Below are 21756 nucleotides of genomic sequence, written 5' to 3'. Positions count from 1 at the left end.
ATGGAAACGCGTTTTCTCGGTCGTTCCGGTTTCAAGGTGCCCGTGTTGGGATTCGGCGCAGGCACGTTTGGCGGTAAGGGCCCGCTGTTTTCGGCGTGGGGCGATACCGGTGTGGCGCAGGCGCAGCGCATGATCGATCTGTGCCTGGAGGTGGGTGTGAATCTGTTCGACACCGCCGACGTGTATTCGGATGGTGCTTCCGAGGAGATCCTCGGCCAGGCGCTGCAGGGGCGCCGCGATCAGGTGATCCTGTCGACCAAGACCGGCTTGCGCCTGGGCGATGGGCCCAACGATGCCGGTGCCTCGCGCTTTCGCCTGCTGCGTGCGGTGGATGCCTCGCTGCGCCGCCTGCGTACCGACTACATCGACCTGCTACAGCTGCATGCATTCGATGCGATGACGCCGATGGAAGAAACCCTGTCCACGCTGGACCATCTGATACGCGCCGGAAAGGTGCGGTATCTGGGCGCGTCGAACTACGCCGGCTGGCAGTTGATGAAGTCGTTGGCGGTGGCGGAGCAACATGGCTGGAGCCGCTTCGTTGCCAACCAGACCTATTACTCGCTGGCTGGCCGCGACTACGAATGGGAACTGATGCCGCTGGGCATCGACCAGGGCGTGGGTGCGGTGGTGTGGAGCCCGCTGGGGTGGGGCCGCCTGACCGGCAAACTGCGGCGCGGCCAACCGTTGCCGGACAGCAGCCGCCTGCACGCCACCGCCGCCGCCGGCCCGGCGATCAGCGACGCACGCCTGTTCGACATCGTTGACGTGCTGGACGCCATCGCCGAAGACACCGGGCGCAGCGTGCCGCAGATCGCCATCAACTGGTTGCTGCAACGGCCTACGGTGAGCACGGTGCTGATCGGCGCGCGCGACGAAACACAGCTGCGGCAGAACCTGGGTGCGGTGGGGTGGACATTGACACCCGAGCATCGCGCGCGCCTGGATGCGGTGAGTGCGGTGGAGCCGCCGTATCCGTACTACCCGTATTGGCGGGGGCAGTTTGCAGAGCGCAGCCCGCTGCCGGTGTAGCAGTGGGCCCGGCCATTAGCCACGCTGCCGCCTGATGGCGACAGCGTGGCGCGCATCAGCGCCGCAGCATCACAACGGACGTGCCGCGCGCGGGATCACTTCAGGCGTGATCGCTCCCACGCCTGTGCTGCCCTGCAACTGTGTGCAGTTGTCCAATGCGCTGGCCACCGAGTCGTAGCGGATCATCGCGCTGCTATCGATGGCCGATGCATAGACCAGCGTGCCGCCCGTGCGTGTTGCCAAGGCACGCGCGACCGCAGGCGTGGTATCGAACAACTTGATTGAGGCGCCCAGCAAGATCAGTTGGCCGCTGCGGGTTTCGAGCGCTGCGGCCACACGCGGGGCTTGCGCGGTCGGAACCACGGCGGCCGTGCGTGCGGCCGTGCCGGCATCGAGATAGATCGCGTAGCGGTCGAAGCGTGCAACCGGGGCGTCAGTGGTGGTTTGCGACGCAGACACCGCGCGTGCGGCGGTCGTTGCAGGCGCGCCGTCGGCCAGCCTGACCACTGCGCCGGGGATCAGCCGGAAGCTGCTACGTCCTGCAGCGATGATCGGCCCAGTCGCCGCAGCATGCAGGCGTTTGCTGTCGACCAGCTGCGCCGATGCGGGAGCGCAGACGCCGGCTGCAACGACAACGAACAGCGTGAGTAAGGATGTCTTCATGTCAGTGACCCACCACGCGCATTTCGAATTCCTCCAGTTGTTCCTTGCCCTTGTCGGCGAGCATGTCGTCGACCTCCAGCGTCCAGCGCCCGGCCGAGGGCTCGTCCAGGAAGGCATTGCTTGAGGTCAGGAACACCACCAGCCCCTCATCACTTTTGTCGAGCGTGGAAAATGGTGTCATCAGGGTGCTGCGGGTGCCGCTGGGCGAAACCAGGACCGCGCGCAGGTTGCGGGGATCCTTGTGCGTGCTCAAGAAGTACAGTTGCACGCCCTCCACCTTGAACTGCTGGCCGACGTCGATCGCCAATCGCGCGGGCGACCCGGCACCGCCAATGGTGCTGCTGTTCCCGGCGTACACCTGCCACTCGGTGTCTTGCATCGCAGGCAACGAGGTGAACTGCACGGCACGTTCCACTGCCGCAGCCGCGTCCACCAGGCCGAATCCGTACCAGTTGCTGAAACGGTGACCGGCTGCGTTGGTGATCCAGCCGGGCTCGATCACGTTGCCGTTGTAGAGCACCTTCGGTTGGTTGGGATCGACCTGCACGGCGGTGGTCGCCAGGATGTATTTGACGTCGCGCAAGGTCAGTTGCGGGTTGGCGCCTAGCATCAAGGCCGCAACGCCGGCGACGGTGGGCGCGGAGGCAGAGGTGCCGTTCATGCGTGCGGTGTAATTGCACGATGCATCGATCTTGGAGCTGCTGGTATCCAGGGCGTTTTGTGGCGCACGTGTGCGGTTGCGATTGTTGCCAGCGGTGCAGCCGCTCAAATCGGTGGTGACAATCGCTGGCGAATAGAACGGCTGCGGTCCCTGCGCATGCAGGATTCCGTACAGCTCCTTGAAGGTCTCCGGGTGCGCATCGAACCGGCGCTGGAAGCCGAACTCGCCCGAAAGCCCCGAGACCCACAACGCAGAACCGGGCGATGCGTAGCTGGCGCGCACGCCGTTGGCGTTGACTGCGCCGACCACAATCATGGTCGTCAGGCTGTTGATGTTGTCGATATTGGCGCTACTGCAGGCGACGCCCAGTTGCCGGGTCTGGTCGCTACAGCGGTCGATCAGCTTGCCCTGTGCATCCACCTCGGTCAGCGTATTGAAGTCGTTGCCCGACGATTTGACGTAGATGCCGCCCTTGCCTCCGCGCTGGGCCTGCATCAGCTTTTCCAGGGAGCGTTGTTCGTCAAGATCACTGAATTGATAGTAGGCAGCAGAGATGCCGAAGCTGTTGTTGAACACATCCATCGCGCGTGCCTCTGGGCCGTCTCCCCACGCGTAACGGTTGTTGACGTACTGGGTACTGCCATCGGTGGTGTCGCCGGCGTTGAAACCGGCCAGTTTCGCTTCCGGTGCAATGCCGCGCCCGCCGATTCCGTTCCAGCCTCGCGCAGCGATGATGCCTGCCACCGCGGTGCCATGATCCCCATCGATGTCATCCGCGCGCGGAGTGGGGTCGTTGGACCCATCCAAAAAGTTGTGCGAACCGTTGGGCAGGATGTTGTCGACCAGGTCCGGGTGCGCAATCTCCAGGCCGTTATCGATCACCGCTACGTTGACACCGGCACCCCGGATGCCAAGCGTGTGCAGGATGTCCACGTCCAGATCCACGCCGGGCACTGGTCTGCCATCGCCGAACACCGGTTGGCCTTGATTGAGCAGATGCCATTGGTAGCGGAACAGCGGGTCACTGGCCGTGGCAGGTGTGGGCGTTGCCAAGTGGTCACCGGGCGGTTGCGCGCTGACAGTGCCGGTTCCTGCAATGAGCGAAAGTGCAAGCACGACAGCAGACGGCAGCGTCAATCGCTGTGAGGTCGATTTCATCTTGAGTCCTATAAAGGCAGACGGTCAGCAGGTGAGACAGAGGTGATGCGCTCGCCGGCCCTGGCCGCGTCAGCGCACGATGGCCACGCAATGCGCCGCACTGGCGAGGCCGCACACGGCAGATAAAGCAGGTGCCACCAGGAGCATGGTGTTCTGTCAGTGCCCGAGAATGCGAAGCTTGAAATTCTGCAGCGATGCAGTGGTACTCGGCTCGGTCATGTCGGTGACCTCCAGTGTCCAGACGCCTTGTGCCTTCTCGTCGAGAAACGCGTTGCTGGAGGTCAGGTCGATATAGAACCCGGTCGTGGTATACGCGCTTGCATCCAGCGCAGAGAATGGCGTCATGACATAGCTGCGTGTCCCACTGGGCGACTCCAGTACCACGCGCAGATTGGCCGGCGTGCGATGGGTGGTGGCAAGCGACAGTTGCACTGCTTCCACCTTCATGGCCTGCGTGATGCGCATGCGCTGCTTCGCCGGCTGTGCAGGGCCGCCGATCTTGCTCGCTGCAACCGTGGAGGCAACCCACTGTGTGTCCCGCAGCGGAGGCAATGGCGTGAAGTTGGTTGCCTTGTAGACGGCTGCGGCGCCATCGGCCAGGCCGAAGCCGTACCAGTTGCTGAAATGATGCCCGGCCGCATTGGTGATCCACCCTGGGTCGATCACGCTGCCCTGATACACCGCGCGAGGCTGCCACGGGTCGACCTGGCGTGCGGTGGTTGCCAGGATGTACTTGACGTCACGCGCGCTCAGCGCCGGGTTGACTCCGAGCACCAGGGCAGCAACCCCTGCCACGGTGGGGGCGGCGGCCGAGGTGCCGCTGAACGTGGCGGTGTAGTTACATGCGGGGTCGATCGTCGAGGCGCTGGTATCAAGCGCGTTTTCGGCCGGCCCATCATGGTCTGCGTTCGACCCCGCCGTGCATCCGCTCAGATCGGTCGTGACAATGGCGGGGTCGTAAACAAATGGGGCCGCCGTAGCGCCCATGTCTTCAGCCGCGTTGGGATAGAACGCGTGCTGGTAGCCGATCAACCCGCCAAGCCCGGAAATCCATAACGCCGATCCAGGCGACGAATACGCGGCGCGTTTGCCCACCGCGTTCACGCTCGCGACTGCGATCGTGCCGAACAGATTATTGAAGGTGTCCTGGTTTGCCAGGCCGCAACCGACACCGTTGGCGCGCGCAGCGTCGCCGCAGGCATCGATCACATTTCCGTCCTGGTCGCGTCCGCGCAAATTGAGAAAGCTGTTGCCAGCCGATTTGACATAAATCGCACCGCGCCCACTGCGGGTGGACTGCATCAATGCATCCCACGATTGCTGGTCTTGCAGCGGGAAGTCCTGATAAAACGGGGTGACGTTCACCATTGAAAAGTTGAACACGTCCAGGACACTGGACTGCGGCCCATCTCCCCAGGCGTAACGAATGCCCGCGTCTGTCACCGAAGATGCTTCGCCAAACGCAAACCCCGCAAGCGAGGCCTCGGGTGCAATACCGCGCCCGCCGCGCCCGTTCCAACCAACCGCGGCGACGATACCTGCGACCTGCGTGCCGTGATCGTAGCCCGGCCCTGAGGGAGTGGGATCAGTCGAGCCATCCATGAAATTGTACGAGCCGTTCGGGATGACATTCGCCGCCAGGTCTTCATGCCTGATCTCCAGACCGCTATCCACCACGCCGATGCGCACGTGTTTGCCGCGGATACCTAGCGCGTGGAGGATGTCCACATCCATGTCCACTCCTGCAACCGGGCGGCTGTCGCCGATAACCGCCTGGCCCTGGTTCAACACGTGCCACTGGTAACGCAGTAGTGGATCGCCTGCCACGCCGCTGGCCGTGTTACCAGGTGGGGCTGCGTGTGCTGCAAAAGCTGCCAAAGCGATTAGCGTTGTACTGATTGATATCGCAAGATGTCGTCTACCAAATAGGGTCATTGCAATGATCTCCAAACGGAAGCGGAATGGCGTTGACAGGTGGTGTTGTCCGTGGCCGCGCGTGCTACACACGGCCGCTGACATCGCGCGTCGCACCTGTCAGGCGGGCCGGATCTAGCAGCGCAGCCTGTGCGCCCGAAAGGCTGGCCGCCAGCATCAGCCGGCAGCCAGCCTGCACTCACATCGGTTGCATGATCGATTGCGCCACCACGAGCGAGAGCTGCGCGCCGCCACTGTTGGCCTGCAGGCGAGCCAGCGCCTGTTGTGCCTTTTCTACCGAGGGATAGGCGATTACCGCGCTGTTATCCACGGTCGATGTATAGACGATGGTGCCCCCGGAGTTGCGCGCCAGCGAGGTGGCATTAGCTTGTGTGGTGCCGGCGAGTTTCAGCTGTGACCTCACCAGCACCACGCGCCCGTTGCGCTCGTTCACTGCTGCGGCGAGTGGTCGCTCCGTGCCGGAGGCTGATCGCGACCCGCTGCGCGCAGCGCCGGCCGGCGTGTCCAGGACCACCGCATAAGGGCCGATCCGCGCGGCCACCGTTCCAGTGGGCCGCGCCGCAACGGGAGTGGCACGATTTCTCGCAGCCGGCGATGCCGCGCCATCTGCAAACTCGGCCGGTAGTGGGTCAAGCACCACCGTTCCTGGCAGCATGCGGTAGGTGTCCGGACCAGAGGTAAAACGTTCGCCGGTTGCCGCGGCACCTAGCGCCTGCGCGTCCATGAACTGCGCGGCCTGCGTGATGCCGCACGCACCGAAGGAAACGAGAAGTGCAGAGAGAACAAGCGTGGTCTTCATGTCAGTGCCCCAGGATACGAAGTTTGAAGTTCTGTAACGCCGCCGTGGTGGTCGGCTCGCTCATGTCGGTGATCTCCAGCGTCCGCACGCCTTGCGCTCTCTCATCCAGAAACGCATTGCTGGACGTGAGGTCGATGTAGAAGCCGGTCTGTGCGTAGGCATCGGCATCCAGCAGCGAGAACGGCGTCATCACGTAGCTTCGCGTGCCGCTCGGCGACTCCAGCACCACGCGTAGATTGGCCGGCGTGCGGTGGGTGGTGGCCAACGACAGTTGCACCGCTTCCACCTTCATTGCCCGGGTGATGCGGATGCGTTGCTTGGCCGGTCGCGCCGGTCCACCGATCTGGCTTGCAGCTGCGGTGGAGGCAACCCATTGCGTATCGCGCACTGGCGGCAGCGGCTTGAAGTAGGTCGCTTCATAGACGGCTGCGGCGCCGTCGGCCAGGCCGAAGCCATACCAGTTGCTGAAATGATGTCCGGCGGCGTTGGTGATCCAGCCAGGGTCGATCACGCTGCCCTGGTAGACCGATGCGGGCTGCCAGGGATCGATCTGGCGCGCGGTCTTGGCCAGGATGTATTTGACATCGCGCGCAGTCAGGCTGGGGTTGGCACCGAGGATGAGCGCTGCAACACCGGAGACGGTTGGCGCCGCCGCAGATGTGCCGTTCATCAGTGCGCTGTAGTTGCACGACGCGTCGATCCTTGACGTGCTGCCGGTCAGTGCGTTTTCCACCGTGGTGCCATCCACGTTGTCACCCGCGTTGCAACCGCTGAGATCGGTGGTGACGATGGCCGGATCGTAGGCGAAGGGCGCGGTTTCAGGCGCGAAAACCTGGGCCGCATTGGGATAGAACTTGCGCTGGTAGCCGAACTCACCGCCCAGACCGGAGATCCACAACGCCGAACCGGATGACGAGTACGAGGCCCGCTTGCCGGTGGCGTCCACGCTGGCGACGACGACGGTGGCGGGCATATTGCTGAGTGGGTCCACGTTGGTGAGCAGGCAACCGACATTCAACGTGCGTGACAGGTCGCTGCAGAGATTGACGATCCTGCCTTCGGCGTCGCGGGCGCGAACACGCCTGAAGCTGTTGCCGGCCGACTTGATGTAGATGCCGCCCAGCCCGCCGCGTGTCGAGCGCATCAGCGCTTCCCAGGACTGACGCTCTTCCAATGAAACGTCGGGGTAGAAGTCCGGCGCCGAGCCCCAGCTGTTATTGAAGACATCGAGATTGCGCGCCTCCGGCCCATCACCCCAGGAATAGCGGACCTCGGCATAACTTCCGGCAGAATCGCTGCCCAGGAAATCGAATCCGGCCAGCAAGGCCTCGGGTGCAACGCCGCGACCGCCACGGCCATTCCAGCCAACCGCAGCGATGATGCCCGCCACCGAAGTGCCGTGACCAAAGCCCGGGTCACTGGGCGTGGGATCGTGCGAGCCATTGCCGAAATTGTGCGACCCATTCGGGATGATGTTGCCTGCGAGATCTTCGTGGCCAATCTCCAGGCCGTCATCCACCACGCCCACGCGCACGCCGCGGCCGCGAATGCCCAGTGCATGCAGGAGATCTACATCCATGTCGACGCCGGGCACGGGACGGCTGTCGCCAATCACCGGCTGCCCCTGGTTGGAGAGATGCCATTGGTAGCGATACAGCGGGTCGCCTGCGGCGCTGGCACGTGCAGTGCTTGCCGGCTGTGCGGCCGTGGCCAGCATGGGGGGAGTTCCGATCACCAACGCGCTGATCACCAGCGCAAGGTATCGCCTGCGATGTAGTTGCATTCGGTTTGACTCCAGTGGAGGGGTGACACAGTCGAAGTGGCACAGGCACCCGTCCGACCGATCAAACTCGGCCAGCGCAAACTCCATCGCGCAGGCGGGCCGTCAGGCCTGCTGCTGTGGAACCTGTGTCTATGGCATGGGGTTGCGGTGCTTACCGCATGCGGCAGCAGCCGCGCCTATGCGGCGCGGGGGCGTGCTGGCTGCACGCCGGGCATTCGGTGGGGTTTGTTGGAATAGGGCGAAGGCAGGAAGGCAGCGACAGGCATCATGTCCATGTGTCCCGAAAGAGCCGGAAAAACGCATCCGCGTGTTTGACGATGGATGCGGCTGGTCCTCGATCGGCTCCCCTGTGCGCAGTTGCGCAGCCGACGCTGGCGATGCGAAGGCACCGGCAGCACCTTGATTAAAAGTGGGTCAGACCTTGGCTGCAAGGCGTGCACATGTGGCATCGCGCGTGACCGGCCACGCACTTTATGTCAGTCACGTCGGGTTACGTCGCCAATGCGAAGTTTGCAGGCGTTAAATCGCCTTGGTGCGCGCTGCTTTGTGCGGTTGCGATAAGTACAAGCAATGGCGATGCGCGGTTTTAATTCGCATTTCGAGCGCTGTGTGCTGGTGTAGCAAGTGGCGGTGTGGAATTGGCGCGACGACGGCACACCTCACCAGCAGGCAAAACACAGGCGTGCCTAGCGCCTGTGTTTCGCAAGGCACTTATAGAGGCCTCGTATGCGCCTACGCACTCATCGCGCGACAGCTTTGGGCTGACGCGCGTAACGCGACCGTCGGTTGCCTACCAGCGATACGCCACCGACATCTGGTACTGGCGCCCGGCAATCGGGCGGCCCATGAACACGCCGCCGGTCGCAGCGCCAGGTACACGCACATTGCCTTCGGTCAAGCCCAGGGTGTCGGTCACATTGCTGCCGCTGGCCGTGACTTCCCAGTGGTCGCCCACGTGCAGGTTGGCGCCGATGTCCACCATGTCGTAGGACGGCAGGCGCTGGCGATTGGCCAGGTCTGCGAAGCGATCACCGATGTAGGAATAGGTGGCGAATACCTTGAGGTCGCCGAACGGCAGCATCCAGTAATAGCTGGGCGTCGCGCGGAACTGGCGCTTGGGCTGACGCATCACCTGGTTGCCGGTAAATTCGCGGTAGTTGCGGTATTTCGCATCCAGCCACACGCCGGTGCCCGCCAGCTCGAAGCCGCCGAACGGGCGGATGGCGACTTCCACTTCCAGGCCGCGTGCGCGCGAGTCGCCCACCGCGGTGAAATTCTCGCCATTGGCCAGAAACGCCTGGAACGGCGAATTCTTGAAGGTGTTGTAGAACGCGGTGAGATATAGGTCGTAATTGCTGGCGCCGGACTTCAGCCCGAGCTCGTACTGGTCCACGTCCTGCACGCGGGTCTGGCCATCGCGCAGATTGTCGAAGCCGGGAAACTTGACCCCGGAGTTGGCGCGCGCGAACAGGCTGTTGTTGTCGTTGAGTCTGAAGTTCAGGCCGGCCGTCCACGAGAAGGCTTCATCGTCCTGGTCGATGCGGCGGGTGCTGGCCAACGCCAGCGAGGTGGCGTTGTCGTACACAGTGGCCGGGTTGCCATCCAGGTCCACGGTGGCGGTGTCGTGCACGTCACCGGTGACGCTCTGGCGCTCGTAGCGTGCACCCAGGTCCAGGCGCAGGCGCTCGCTGAGTTCCCATTCGTCGGCAACAAAGGCGGCGATGTTCTCGCCGTCGTAGTTGGCGCGCAGATTGAGGAACGCGGTGCTGGTAAATCCTTGACGCGTGGCCTGGCGCCCGTCTGCCAGGTCCACATCGATGCGGCGCGCGTTGTTCTGCGCGGTGAGCAACATGGTGTTGCCCAGGTACCAGGTGTCTGCGGAGGAATACTTGGCGTAGTACGCGCCCACGGTGAGCGTGTTGCCGGCGAACAACTCCCTGCTCAGGCGCAGATCGTTGGTGAAGGAGTTCAAACGTTTGTCCACCGACCACCAGCCGGCTTCCAGCACTTGCTGGTTGGGGTCGACCGCGCCGCCGCCGTTGGTGAATCTGCCACTGCCGGTGGTGCCGTAGCCGGCAATGAAGTCGCCCAGCCGCTGCGGTGCATCGCCGGTGAACAGGGCATAGGTGGGCGCGGTGCCCGCCATCACGTTGAAGCGATCAGCAACCGTCCAGCCGCCCGCATCCCAGTTCAATTCGCCACCGAATACATCGATATTGACGCCGCGCCCGTCGGCCAGATCGCGCTGGATGGTTTCGCCGTTCGGGCCGACCAGCAGATCCACATTGCGGAAGTCGCGGCCGAGCAGGGTGCCGGTCTGTGCGTTCAAACCTGGGAAGCTGGACAAGTCATTGCCATTGTTGCGCGAGAGCAGCGGAATCGCGGTGTAGAAGGCGTTGTTGTCGTCGGTGTGGCGTGCATAGAACGACAGCTCGCCGCTGTCCCAGCGCTTGCTCAAGGTGGCACTGAACTGGCCACCCTTGTCGGCGGAAAACTGTGGGTCGCGCACGCCATCGGTTTCACGGAAGAAACCGCCGATGCTGTAGTACCAGCCGTTGCCCATCGGCCCGCTGTTGAACACATCGATGCGACGCAGCGCATTGTTGCCGCCGGTCAGGCGCACGCTGCCTTCGGGTTCGTCCTGGCCTTTTTTCTGAATGAAATTGACGGTGAGGCCGGGCTGGCCGTTGGAGAAGATCGGGCTGGAGCCGCCGCGCAGCACCTCCATCCGCTCGACTGTGTCATCGACACGAAAGAGCGTGGAGTTTTCCAGGAACGATAAGGTCGGCGGCGGAAATAGGGGCGAGCCGTCCAGCTGCATGGTCACGAACGGCGCGTCGCCTTCGGAGGGCATGCCGCGCACGAAGATGTTCGCACCGGTGCCGCCACCGCTGGGCTCGGCCCACACGCCCGGCACGATCTTCAACAGATCCGCCGTGCTTTGCGGCACCGCTTGCTGAATCTGTTCGGGGCTGGCGGTGGTGATCGAAAAACTCGCATCGCGCTTGGCCAGGCCCTTGAAGCGGGCCGTGCCGCTGACAATCACCGCGTCCAGCGTGGTGGCGTCTTGCTTGCCTGCGTCCGGGGATGCGGTTTGCGCGTGTGCTAGCGGTGCAAGCAGGGCGCCGATCGCAAGCGACAGTGCGTAGCGGGGCATGGATGAGGTCATGGGTGCTCTCCTGGGTGGCAGCAAAGAGGCGGGCAATGCGGCGGGGGCCGGCATGCCGCCTGAAAGGTGACCAGCCGCACATGACGGAACTGGCGCCTGCAACATGCCAACGCATGCTGCGTTGCTGTTCTAACGGAGTCGCCGACAAAAGCTGTTGTGCGCCGCGTCAAGCGCCTCGATGCACGCGAATACCGCATGCGTTGGCACCGAAAGATCAACGCAGCGTGTGCAATGCATTCACACATGTTTTGCAAGCGCGTGCTTAGCGTGAGGCGTGCGGCATTGCTGTCGCACAGGCGCGCAGTGTTGCGCGACCTGCCACCCCCCGGCAGGTATGGCGTGCCAACACGGCGCTGTCTGCCGCAGACAAGGGCACCTGATGCAACACGGCAGTCACTGCACCGTGGTCTACGACGGCAAGACGCTGCACGGCCAGGCGGATATTCCGCTGATCGAGTTTCTGAGCGGGCACGGCATCGACCTGTCCCACATCTGTTATCACCCCGCGTTGGGCGCACCGCAGACCTGCGATGTGTGTTGGGTCGAAGTGGGCGGCGAATTGGTGCGTGGCTGCACGCTGCGCAGCCACGATGGGCTGGAAGTGTCCAGCACGGTCGAGCGCGCCCATGCCGCGCGCCACGAAGGCATGGACCGCGTGCTGGCCAAGCACGAGCTCTACTGCACGTTATGCGAGCACAACACCGGCGATTGCACGCTGCACAACACGTTCGCCGACATGAAGATGCCGATCCAGCGTTACGCGTTCCAGCGTAAGCCGTACGAAAAGGATCACAGCAATCCGTTCTACACCTACGATCCGGACCAATGCATCCTGTGCGGCCGTTGCGTAGAGGCCTGCCAGAAGGTCGAGGTCAACGAGACCTTGTCCATCGATTTTTCGATGGAGCACCCCCGCGTGTTGTGGGACGGCGGCAAGCCCATCAACGAGTCCAGCTGTGTCAGTTGCGGCCACTGCGTGACGGTGTGCCCGTGCAATGCGTTGCTGGAAAAGACCATGCAGCCGGATGCCGGGCCGCTGACCGCATTGCCGCAAGAGTTGAAGCGGCCGATGATCGATATGGTCAAGACGCTGGAAAACACCATCGGCGCACCGCCGATCACCGGTGTGTCGGTGCTGGACATGCACTGGCGGCAGCCGGAGACCAAACGCACCAAGACCGTGTGCACCTATTGTGGGGTGGGGTGTTCGTTCGAGATGTGGACGCGCGACCGCCACCTGCTCAAGGTGCAACCGGTGGTAGACGCACCCGCCAATGGCATTTCCACCTGCGTCAAAGGCAAGTTTGCGTGGGATTTCGTCAACGACCCCAAGCGGCTCACCACGCCGTTGATCCGCGAGCACGGCCGCTTTCGCGAGGCAAGTTGGGACGAGGCCTTGGCACTGGTGGCGCGCCGGCTGCTGGAGATCCGCGACCTCCACGGCGCGCAGAGCATCGGCTTCATCGGCTCCAGCAAGGCCAGCAACGAAGAGGCCTACCTCACTCAGAAGATCGCCCGCCTGATCATCGGCACCAACAGCGTCGACAACTCCTCGCGCTATTGCCAGAACCCGGCCACCGAGGGTTTGTTCCGTACCGTCGGCTACGGCGGCGACGCCGGCACCATCGCCGATCTGCAGCAGGCCGAACTGGTGGTGATCGTCGGCAGCAACCTGGCCGAGAACCACCCGGTGATCGCCTCCAAGCTCAAGGCGGCGCGCAAGCTGCATGGGCAGAAGCTCATCGTGGTGGATCCGCGCAAGCACGAGATGGCCGAGCGCGCGGACCTGTTCCTGCGCCCCGTGCCCAGCACCGATATCGTGTGGGCGTCGGCGCTGTCGCGCTACATGTTCGATAACGGCTACGCGGATACGCAGTTCCTTGCACAGCGCGTCAATCAAGTGGACGAATACCGCCAGTCGCTGGAGCCGTTCACGCTGGACTATGCGGCGCAGATCACCGGCCTGAGCCGCGAGCAGTTGGTGGAGGCGGGCGAGATGATTGGCCGTGCGCGCTCGGTCTGCATCGTCTGGGCCATGGGCATCACCCAGCACACGCACGGCGCCGATACCAGCACCGCACTCTCCAACCTGTTGTTGGTTACCGGCAACTACGGCCGCCCCGGCACCGGTGGCTACCCGATGCGCGGCCACAACAATGTGCAAGGCGCCAGCGACTTCGGCTGCCTGAAGAACATGTACCCCGGCTATGAAAGCGTTTCTGACCCGGCCGTACGCAACAAGTGGGCGCAGGCCTGGCACGTACCGGCCGAGCAGTTGTCGTTGGAGGTGGGCTCGGACAACTTCATGATGGTGCAACAGGCCGACAAGGGCGAGATCCGCGCCATGTACGTGATCGGCGAGGAAACCGCGTTTTCCGATGCCGATGCGCGCAATGTGCACCGCGGCTTCTCCAAGCTGGACTTCATGGTGGTGCAGGACCTGTTTTTCAGCCGCACTGCCGAATTTGCGGATGTGGTGTTGCCGGCATGCCCCAGCGTCGAAAAGGACGGCACCTTCGTCAACACCGAACGCCGTATTCAACGCTTCCATGAGGTATTTCCACCGCTCGGCCAGAGCCGTCCGGATTGGCAGATCCTCACTGAACTCGCCGCGCGCATGGGCCACGATTGGGGCTACACCCATCCCAGCCAGATCATGGACGAGGTGGCCCGCATCGCCACGCTGTTCAAGGGCGTGAACTACCAGCGGCTGGAAGGCTGGCGCTCTCTGCTCTGGCCGATGCAGGACGATGGCCGCGATACGCCGCTGCTCTACACCGAGCGCTTCCACACCGACGACGGCAAGGCGCGCCTGCATCCGCTGCAATGGAAACGCCCGGGTGAAGAGGCCGATGCGCAGTTCGATCTGATGCTGGACAACGGCCGCATGCTCGAACAGTTCCAGGGCATGAATCAGACCGGCCGCGGGCCGCGGCTGTGGTCGCTGGCACCGAACTGGTTTGTCGAAGTCAGCCCGCAGCTGGCGGCCGAGCGCGGCTTGCACGAAGGCGATTGGGTCAAGCTCAGTTCGCGGCGTGGCTCGCTGGAGGTACCGGTGGTGATCACCAATCGCGTTGTCGGCAACACGCTGTTCCTGCCCATCCACCAGGGCAAGCCCGGCATCAATCTGCTCACCGGCGAGCATCACGACCCCGACGTCAACACGCCGGCCTACAAAGAGTTGGCAGTGCGCATGGAGCCGCTGGGCCGCACCGGCAAACCGCCGCTGCCTGCGCATAACTTCCGCCACGGGCAGCGCACGCCCAACGATGGCGTGCCGGTACAGCAGAAATGGGCACGCGAAGACTATGTCGCGCCGCCGGCCCGCGCACCGCACCCGGAGAGATTCTGATGGCCGAACCCCTGGACTACGACGTCAAGCCCACACCGATCGGGCCCACCGCGCGCGAAGAACTCGACCGCCTGCTCGAGACCCTGCACCAGCGCGGGATACTGCGCCTGGCCAACGACCTGGTCGGCGCGCAGGACAAGCTGGCCAAGGTGCTGGTCGATGGCATCAACCAGCCAGGGCCACTCAATGCCCTGCAGAACGTCTCGATCCTGGCGATGGCGGTGTCGCGCATTCCGCCCAGCCAGTTCTACAAGGTGGTGTTTGCCGGCAAGGACGCGCTGGACCAGATCGCGCGCAGCCGTGCGCAGACTGCAGCCCAGGGCGAGGCGCCCGGCCTGCGCGGTGCGTATCGGCTGCTGCAGGACGAGGCTTTGTGGAATGCGATCACGCCAGTGCTCGATGGCCTGAAAGCCTTCGCCGCCGGCCTGGACAAGCAGGTCGACAAGCCGATCTCCGCCTTCAGCGGCAAGCCCAGCGAGAGCTGAGTAAAGGCGCCATGCAGGCTTCCGAACACGCATTGCTACTGGTGCGCGGCCAGTTCGCCTTCACCATCGGCATGCATATCGTGCTGGCCGCCTTCACCATGGGGTTGGCGAACTTCCTGATGGTGCTGGAAGCGCTGTGGCTGCGCACGCGAAGGCGTGTGTACATGGACGTGTACAACTACTGGTTGAAGCTCTTTGCGCTCACCACTGCCGCTGGCGCGGTGACCGGTATCCCGATGGAGTTCGTGTTCGGCTTGCACTGGGGCCGCTTGTCCGGCGCGGCCGGTGCAGTGATCGGCCCGTTGATGTTCTTCGAAGTGCTGGTGGCGTTTTTCCTGGAGGCCGGGTTCCTGGGCATCATGTTGTTCGGCATGAAGAAGGTCGGCCGCCGTGTGCATTTCTTTGCCACCTGCATGGTGGCACTGGGCTCGTTGGTGAGCGCGTTCTGGATCCTGTCCGCCAACTCGTGGTTGCACACGCCGGCCGGATTCGCACGCGCTGCCGACGGCAACTTCCTGCCGGTGGACTGGCTGCGCATCATCTTCAACCCGTCGTTTCCCTGGCGCATGCTGCATATGAGCCTGGCTGCGTTCCTGGCCACTGCAGCGATCATCGCAGCGGTGGGCGCATGGCATGTGTTGCGCGATACCCGCAATCCGGGCGCGCGGCTGATGTTTTCGATGGGCCTGTGGGTGATCGCCATTGTCGCGCCCCTGCAGTTGCTGGCCGGCGACCTGCATGGGCGCAATACGCTGGAACATCAACCGCAAAAACTCGCCGCGATCGAAGGCAGTTGGCAGCGGCCGCCGGCAGGCGAGGGCGAACCGCTACGGCTGTTCGCCATTCCCGATCTGCAGGCGCAGCGCAATCGCCATGAGCTGGCCATCCCGCACCTGGGCTCGCTGTACTTGCGCCACAACTGGACCGGCACCATTGCCGGCCTGCGCGAATTTCCCCGCAGCAATCTGCCACCGGTGCCCATTGTGTTCTTCGCCTTCCGGGCCATGGTCGGGCTGGGCCTGTTGCTGATTGCGGTGGGCATGCTCAGCCTGGTGCTGCGCGCGCGCGGGCGCCTATACGAGGCGCGCTGGTTGCAACGGGTGGTGGTGGTCATGGCGCCATCGGGCATGCTGGCCATGCTGTGCGGCTGGGTGGTGACCGAGGTCGGCCGGCAACCTTTCACCGTGTATGGGCTGCTGCGCACCGCGCACAGCACCTCGCCACTGTCGCTGCCGATGGTTGCCAGCTCCAGCGTGGCGATTCTGGTGCTGTACCCGCTGGTCTTCGGGCTCGGCCTGTTCCTGTTGCTGCGCGTGCTGCGTCGGCCGCCGCACGCGCGCGAACGCGGGCCATCGCCGGGCCTGGCCGATCAGACCGGCAACTGATGCATTTCGTGGAGCGTGTTTGTGCATCTCTCCGTTGAACTCATACAACACCTGTCGGCCGCCGCGCTGGCCTTCACCGTGGTCACCTATGTGGTGCTGGATGGCACCGATCTGGGCGTGGGCATGTTGTTCGCGGCCAATCGCAGCGATGCGGATCGGCACCTGATGGCCTATTCGATCCTGCCGGTGTGGGACGGCAACGAAACCTGGCTGGTGCTCGGCGGCGGCAGCCTGTTGGCGATGTTTCCCAGCGCATACGCCATTTTTCTCAGTGCGACCTATGTGCCGCTGGTTGTCATGCTGCTGGCGCTGATCTGTCGCGGCGTCGCACTCGAATACCGCGACCAGCTCGGCTCTGATCGGCGCCGCCGCGTGCTGGATGTGGTGTTCCTGCTGGCATCGCTGCTGGCCACCTTTTGCCAGGGCGTGGTGGCGGGCACGTATCTGGCCGGCGTGGCGCACCGTGCCGGGCAATACGCCGGCAACGGCCGGGAATGGCTGCAGCCGTTCCCGCTGTTCTGCGGCGTCGCGCTGGTGGCGGGCTACCTGCTGCTGGGGGCGTGCTGGTTGGTGTGGCGCAGCGAGGGGCAGCTGCAACAGCGTGCACGGCACCAGGCGCGTGTGCTCGGCATCGTATTGGTCGCGCTGCTCACGCTGGGCGTGGTCTGGCTTGCACGGCTGACGCCGAGCTACGCGCAGCGGCTGGGCGATGCCCACATCAATGTGCCGCTCGGGACATCGGTGCTCGGCCTGATGGCGGCGATGTATCTGCTGATGCGCAGCCGCCACGCATTCCTGCCGTTGTTTGCGGTGCTGGGCGTGGTCGTGGCCACATACGCCGGTGTGCTGGCCATCGTGTATCCGATGGTGCTGCCGCCAGACATCACCCTTGCACAGGCGGCATCGCCCCCAGCAAGCCAGGGCGTGATGCTGTTGGCGTTCGCGGTGCTGGTGCCGTGCACGCTGGCCTACAGCAGTTATGGCTTTTACGTGTTCCGCGGCAAGGTCAAACCGCGCGGGCATGCGGCGGAGTGAGGCGTGCCTGGAGCAATCAGCGATGTAAGCCATCGCTTCGATGGGCCTCGCATCCGGCGTCTTGCCCAGATGGCGCCAGCCACCGCTTTGCCACTGCCACCGCCCGCCTTACGCCACCGCAACGCGGCGCACGGGCACTGCTTCACGGATCGGCAGGTTCACCAACGCCGCTGCAACGGCCAGCACGATGTCGCCGTACCACATCCACAGGTAGTTGCCGGAGTGTTCCAGCGCCAGGCCGCCCAGCCACGCGCCGAAGAAGCCGCCGAGCTGGTGCGACAGCAGCATCAGTCCGAACAAGGTGCCCAGATAGCGCGGGCCAAACAGCTTGCCGATCAAGCCGGCGGTGGGCGGCACCGTGGCCAGCCAGGTGAATCCCAATCCCGCGGCGAACAGATAGAACGTTAGTGGTGTAGGCGGCGCAATCAGGTACAGGCCGATCATCACCGCGCGGCTGGCATACATCGCGGTGAGCAACCACTTCATGCGGACGCGCTCGCCCAGCTTGCCGATCGTGAGGCTGCCGGCCACGTTGAACAGGCCGATCAACGCGATCGACACCGCCGACACGCTGGCCGGCAAACCACACAGCGCCACCTCGCCAGGAAGGTGCGTGACCAGGAAAGCGATGTGCACGCCACAGGTGAAAAAGCCCAGATGCAGGCACCAATAGCTGCGATCGCGCAGCGCCAGCTGCAACTGCGCACGCAAGCTGATCTCCCCGGCAACCGAGGCCGTGTGCGCACCGGTTGCAGATGGCACGCGCCGCAGCGGCCAGGCCAGCGGCAGGGTCAGCAGCGACACCAGTGCCAGCCCGGTCATCGCCTTGGCCCAGCCGGCCGCGCCGATCGTGAGCTGGACCAGCGGCGCAAACACGAACTGGCCAAGCGAGCCGCCTGCGTTGATCAGCCCGGCCGCGAACGAGCGCCGCTCCGGCGCGATGCGGTGCGCAGTGGCGCCGATCAGCACCGAAAAACTGCCCGCGCCGGCACCGGCTGCCGCCAGCACGCCGAGCGACACGATCAAACCCCATTCGCTGGTCCACCACGGCGCCAGGCCCAATCCCGCTGCCAACAGCAAGCCGCCGAACATCAGCACTGGGAGCGGCCCGCGCTGGTCTGCGATCGCACCGAACACCGGTTGCACCGCACCCCAGACCAATTGCCCGATCGCCAGCGCAAAACTGATCGACGCGATCCCGATGCCGGTCTGACGATGGATCGGCTCCACGAACAATCCGGTGGTCTGGCGCGCGCCCATGGTCAGCATCAGCATCGCCGAGGCGGTGGCCAGCAAACCCCAGTGCGCACGCGCGCGTGGCGCCGCAGACGTGCTCATGCGTGTGTCTCCAGCACGGCATCCAGACGCGTCAGCGTTGCATGCAACTGCGCGGTGGGGGCTGCGCCGAACAGCGTCTCCAGCTGCACCTGCGCCGCGTGCCAATGCGGGCGTGCGCGCACCAGCAGTCCACGGCCGCTGCGGCTCAGGCGTACCCATTTTTGCCGGGCATCCTCGCCGCGCTGGCTCGTAATCCAGCCCGCTGCCAGCAGCGGTTTGAGGTTGCGGGTGAGGGTGGTGCGGTCCATGCCCAGCGTGCTGGCCAACGTACCCAGCGACTGGGCCACCTCCAGCCGGCGCAGGATCGAATACTCATTGAGGCTTAGCCCGACCGGCGCCAGCGCGTGGTCATACAACTGCGAGACCCGGCGCGCCGCGCGGCGCAGATGGAAGCAGGTGCAGTGGGAGAGGCTGAGCATGCGATGTCTCCACGAGGTTGCCACATTCTGGGTGCATATGCACCTAGTCGCAAATGGCATGCTTGAGGGGATCGGTTACGCGCCACCTGGCTCCGGCGCGTGTGAACCGCCGCCTGCGTCATGTGATGATCAATCGCAGCATCTGCCCAGGAATGTCACGCTGCTGCAGAGCACTGCTCTGCAAGCTGTCGGCGGAGCGGTGCATCGGTCTTTGCGCCCGCAGTCTGGCAAGCGACGTAGTGCGCTCGGCCGATGCACCACCACTACCAATTGGAATGGCGCAACGCGAATGCACTCTTCAAAAAAGAAGAGGCCGCCCGAAGGCGGCCTCGCTTGTGACGGCGGGAGAGAGAGCGCCGTCAGAAGAACAGGCGCACGCCGAAGGAGGCGTTGCGGCCGGGCAACATCACGTCGTCCTTGAGGAAGGAGGTGTGCACGCGCGCATCCTGGTTGGTGAGGTTGTTGCCATCCAGAAACACTTCCCACGCGTTGGCGCCGCGATCCACGTGGTAGGCCAGATGCGCGTCCACCATCGTGTAGCCGTCGGTGGCGGTTTCGTTCACCGCCACCTTGTCCTGCTTCATGGTGCGGATCGCGCCCAGCGACGCGCGCCATGCATCGGCGTTCCAGCGCATTTCCGCGCCCACGCGGCCCGGTGCGATACGCGGCAGGTTGCCGCCGTCCTTCAGGCGCGCCTGCACGGTGTCGCCGAACACGCGCAGGTCCCATGCGCCGGTGTCGTTGTTGGCCAGGTGGAAGGTGGCTTCGCCTTCAAAGCCGTGGAAGATGGCGTCGGCCTGCGTCCACTGGCGGATCGGCAGGAAGTCGTTGTCTTCTTCGTTGAACCACTGGCCGCCGGTATCGACGATATAGACGAAGTCGTTGTAGCGGTTGTAGTACGCCGCGATCTTGGCATCCACCCAATCGTTCTGGAAATTCAGACCCAGCTCGGCCTGGTTGGCCTTTTCGGTCTTGAGATCGGCGTCGCCGATTTCGAAGGCCAGCGTGGCGATATGCGGCCCGTTGGCGAACAGTTCTTCCTCGGCCGGCGCGCGTTCGGCGTGGTCGAGGTTGGCGGTCAGGCGCCACTGCTCGTTGAAGCGGAAGCCGGCGCTGGCCGAGAAACTGGTCGGGGTGAAGTCGCGGTCCACGCCGACGTCGGTGGTGTACTTCACCTTGTCCACGCGCGCGCCTACCTCGGCGGTCACGCGGTCCCAGCTGTTGCGGGCCACGCCGAACAGGCCGAGCGAACGGGTATCGGTCTTGGGCACGAAGGATTCTTCGCCCACCGCCTGGAAGGTGGTGTCGCTGCCCTGCAGGCCGAACGCGGTCTGCCAGCCGCCGCCGAAGGTGAAGGATGCTTCCACACGGCCTTCGTTGGCGCGCTTGGTGAACACGGTGCCGACTTCGGCGCCTTCGAATTCGGTGTGCGCGTAGTCGGTATGGCCGAAGCTGTAACGCAGCGCGCTGCCATCGCCCCACGGATCGGTCAGCCCGCCCTTGAGGTCGTAGCGGTCCTGCTGCAGTTTCAGCGAAACGCCGCGCTCGCCGATCGACAAATCGCCCGGCTCGCCCGGATTGCCGTAGTTGTCGCGGAACCGCGAGGCAGACAGGCCGACAAAGCCCCAGTCGCCGGACAGCGAGGCGCCGATGGAGCCCACCTTGGAGTCGAGGAACGAATTGGCCTGGCGCCCTTGCGGGGTGTCGTAGTCGTTCTGGTTGCGGTACACGCCGTCGGCGTGGATCGACAGCCCGCTGCCGTTACCGGCATCGACGCGGAACATATCGGTGTTGCCATCCTTGTCGCCGCCGTCGAAGCGCACTTCGGCGCGCCCGCTGAAGCCATCCACCGGCGTCTCGGCAATGCGGCCGTCGACCACGTTGACCACGCCGCCGATCGCACCGGAGCCGTACAGCAGGGTGGAGGGCCCCTTGAGCACTTCGATCTGGTTGGCCAGAAACGGCTCGATCGCCGGCGAGTGGTCCTGGCTGACGGTGGAGACGTCCTGCGTGGAGAGGCCATCGCGCAGCACCGCCACGCGCGGGCCGTCCAGGCCGCGGATGATCGGCCGGCCCACGCCGGGGCCGAAGTTGGAACTCTGCACGCCAGGCAGGCTGGCCACCGTCTCGCCCAGGCTGGAGGCGCGCACTTCGTCCAGACGCTCGCCGGCCAGCACTTCGACTGGGCGGCTCAGCTCGCCGGCGGCATCGCGCAGCGGGCTGGCGGTGACCACCACCTTGTCCAGGTCCTTGATATGGCGGCCGCTGGACGGCGTCGCGTCATGCCGGGTATCGGAACTGGGCGGGGTCTGCGGGTCGGCAGGCACCGGGGTGTCGTCGGCCATGGCCAGGGCGGGCATCAGCACACTGGCCAGGGCCAGCGTGAGGGTGGAGCGGCGGAGCGGGGAAGAAAGGCTGGGGGACATGGCTGACCGGACTCTATGGTTGTTACTTTGTATCAGTGGAATGGCGCAGCTTGCCTGCTGCGCCGACGGCACACACCGCACCTGCGTGATGGACTGGTGCGGGGCTGGAACGAGGA

At 64.5% G+C, this 21756-nt stretch carries 14 protein-coding genes; 5 read left to right on the top strand and 9 right to left on the bottom strand.

Annotated elements, in window-relative coordinates:
- Positions 1-1032, top strand: a complete 1032-nt coding sequence (locus QRM60_RS18635; protein WP_285446817.1) for an aldo/keto reductase — start codon at positions 1-3, stop codon at positions 1030-1032.
- Between the two features lie 69 nt (positions 1033-1101).
- Here QRM60_RS18635 and QRM60_RS18630 read toward each other — a convergent pair whose 3' ends face one another.
- The 6 genes from QRM60_RS18630 to QRM60_RS18605 form a co-directional block, all read right to left on the bottom strand.
- A complete protein-coding gene (locus QRM60_RS18630; protein WP_228419035.1) occupies positions 1102-1695 on the bottom strand; it encodes a hypothetical protein in 594 nt (197 codons plus the stop codon).
- Between the two features lies 1 nt (position 1696).
- The gene (locus QRM60_RS18625) at positions 1697-3514 is read right to left on the bottom strand and encodes a S8 family serine peptidase (RefSeq protein ID WP_285446816.1); all 1818 of its coding nucleotides are present in this window, start codon (positions 3512-3514) and stop codon (positions 1697-1699) included.
- A gap of 156 nt (positions 3515-3670) precedes the next feature.
- Positions 3671-5449, bottom strand: a complete 1779-nt coding sequence (locus QRM60_RS18620; protein WP_285446815.1) for a S8 family peptidase — start codon at positions 5447-5449, stop codon at positions 3671-3673.
- A 178-nt stretch (positions 5450-5627) separates the two neighbouring features.
- Positions 5628-6248, bottom strand: coding sequence for a hypothetical protein (locus tag QRM60_RS18615; RefSeq protein ID WP_285446814.1), 621 nt, complete (start codon positions 6246-6248; stop codon positions 5628-5630).
- Position 6249: 1 nt separating this feature from the next.
- Entirely contained in the window at positions 6250-7965 is a 1716-nt protein-coding gene (locus QRM60_RS18610; RefSeq protein ID WP_285446813.1) for a S8 family peptidase, read from the bottom strand.
- Positions 7966-8821: 856 nt separating this feature from the next.
- Positions 8822-11200 (bottom strand): TonB-dependent receptor, encoded by a 2379-nt coding sequence (locus QRM60_RS18605; RefSeq protein WP_285446812.1) that lies wholly within the window; start codon positions 11198-11200, stop codon positions 8822-8824.
- Between the two features lie 379 nt (positions 11201-11579).
- Here QRM60_RS18605 and fdhF point away from each other — a divergent pair, with 379 nt between their 5' ends.
- Genes fdhF through cydB form a run of 4 tightly spaced genes read left to right on the top strand, consistent with a single transcriptional unit; the run spans position 11580 to position 17457 of the window.
- Positions 11580-14552 carry a formate dehydrogenase subunit alpha gene (gene fdhF, locus QRM60_RS18600; RefSeq protein WP_285446811.1) on the top strand — a complete coding sequence of 991 codons (2973 nt, stop codon included), beginning with the start codon at positions 11580-11582 and terminating at the stop codon, positions 14550-14552.
- Positions 14552-15037: a DUF1641 domain-containing protein gene (locus QRM60_RS18595; protein ID WP_285446810.1), complete on the top strand. Its 486-nt coding sequence runs from the start codon at positions 14552-14554 to the stop codon at positions 15035-15037. The genes fdhF and QRM60_RS18595 overlap by 1 nt, the downstream gene beginning before the upstream one ends.
- Positions 15038-15048: 11 nt before the next feature.
- Positions 15049-16422 (top strand): cytochrome ubiquinol oxidase subunit I, encoded by a 1374-nt coding sequence (locus tag QRM60_RS18590; protein ID WP_285446809.1) that lies wholly within the window; start codon positions 15049-15051, stop codon positions 16420-16422.
- A gap of 21 nt (positions 16423-16443) precedes the next feature.
- Positions 16444-17457 carry a cytochrome d ubiquinol oxidase subunit II gene (gene cydB / locus QRM60_RS18585; RefSeq protein ID WP_285446808.1) on the top strand — a complete coding sequence of 338 codons (1014 nt, stop codon included), beginning with the start codon at positions 16444-16446 and terminating at the stop codon, positions 17455-17457.
- Between the two features lie 108 nt (positions 17458-17565).
- On the opposite strand, the gene QRM60_RS18580 is transcribed toward cydB, so the two are convergent.
- The 3 genes from QRM60_RS18580 to QRM60_RS18570 all read right to left on the bottom strand — a co-directional run bounded on the left by QRM60_RS18580 (position 17566) and on the right by QRM60_RS18570 (position 21640).
- Entirely contained in the window at positions 17566-18795 is a 1230-nt protein-coding gene (locus QRM60_RS18580) for an MFS transporter (RefSeq protein WP_228419051.1), read from the bottom strand.
- The gene (locus tag QRM60_RS18575) at positions 18792-19214 is read right to left on the bottom strand and encodes a MarR family transcriptional regulator (RefSeq protein WP_228419053.1); all 423 of its coding nucleotides are present in this window, start codon (positions 19212-19214) and stop codon (positions 18792-18794) included. The genes QRM60_RS18580 and QRM60_RS18575 overlap by 4 nt, the downstream gene beginning before the upstream one ends.
- 359 nt (positions 19215-19573) lie before the next feature.
- Positions 19574-21640: a TonB-dependent receptor gene (locus QRM60_RS18570; RefSeq protein ID WP_228419055.1), complete on the bottom strand. Its 2067-nt coding sequence runs from the start codon at positions 21638-21640 to the stop codon at positions 19574-19576.
- Positions 21641-21756 lie beyond the last annotated feature (116 nt).

The organism is Xanthomonas sp. fls2-241-TYG-148, assembly GCF_030208815.1.
Taxonomy (GTDB): Bacteria; Pseudomonadota; Gammaproteobacteria; order Xanthomonadales; family Xanthomonadaceae; genus Xanthomonas; species Xanthomonas campestris.
This window is presented reverse-complemented; position numbering and strand designations above follow the sequence as displayed.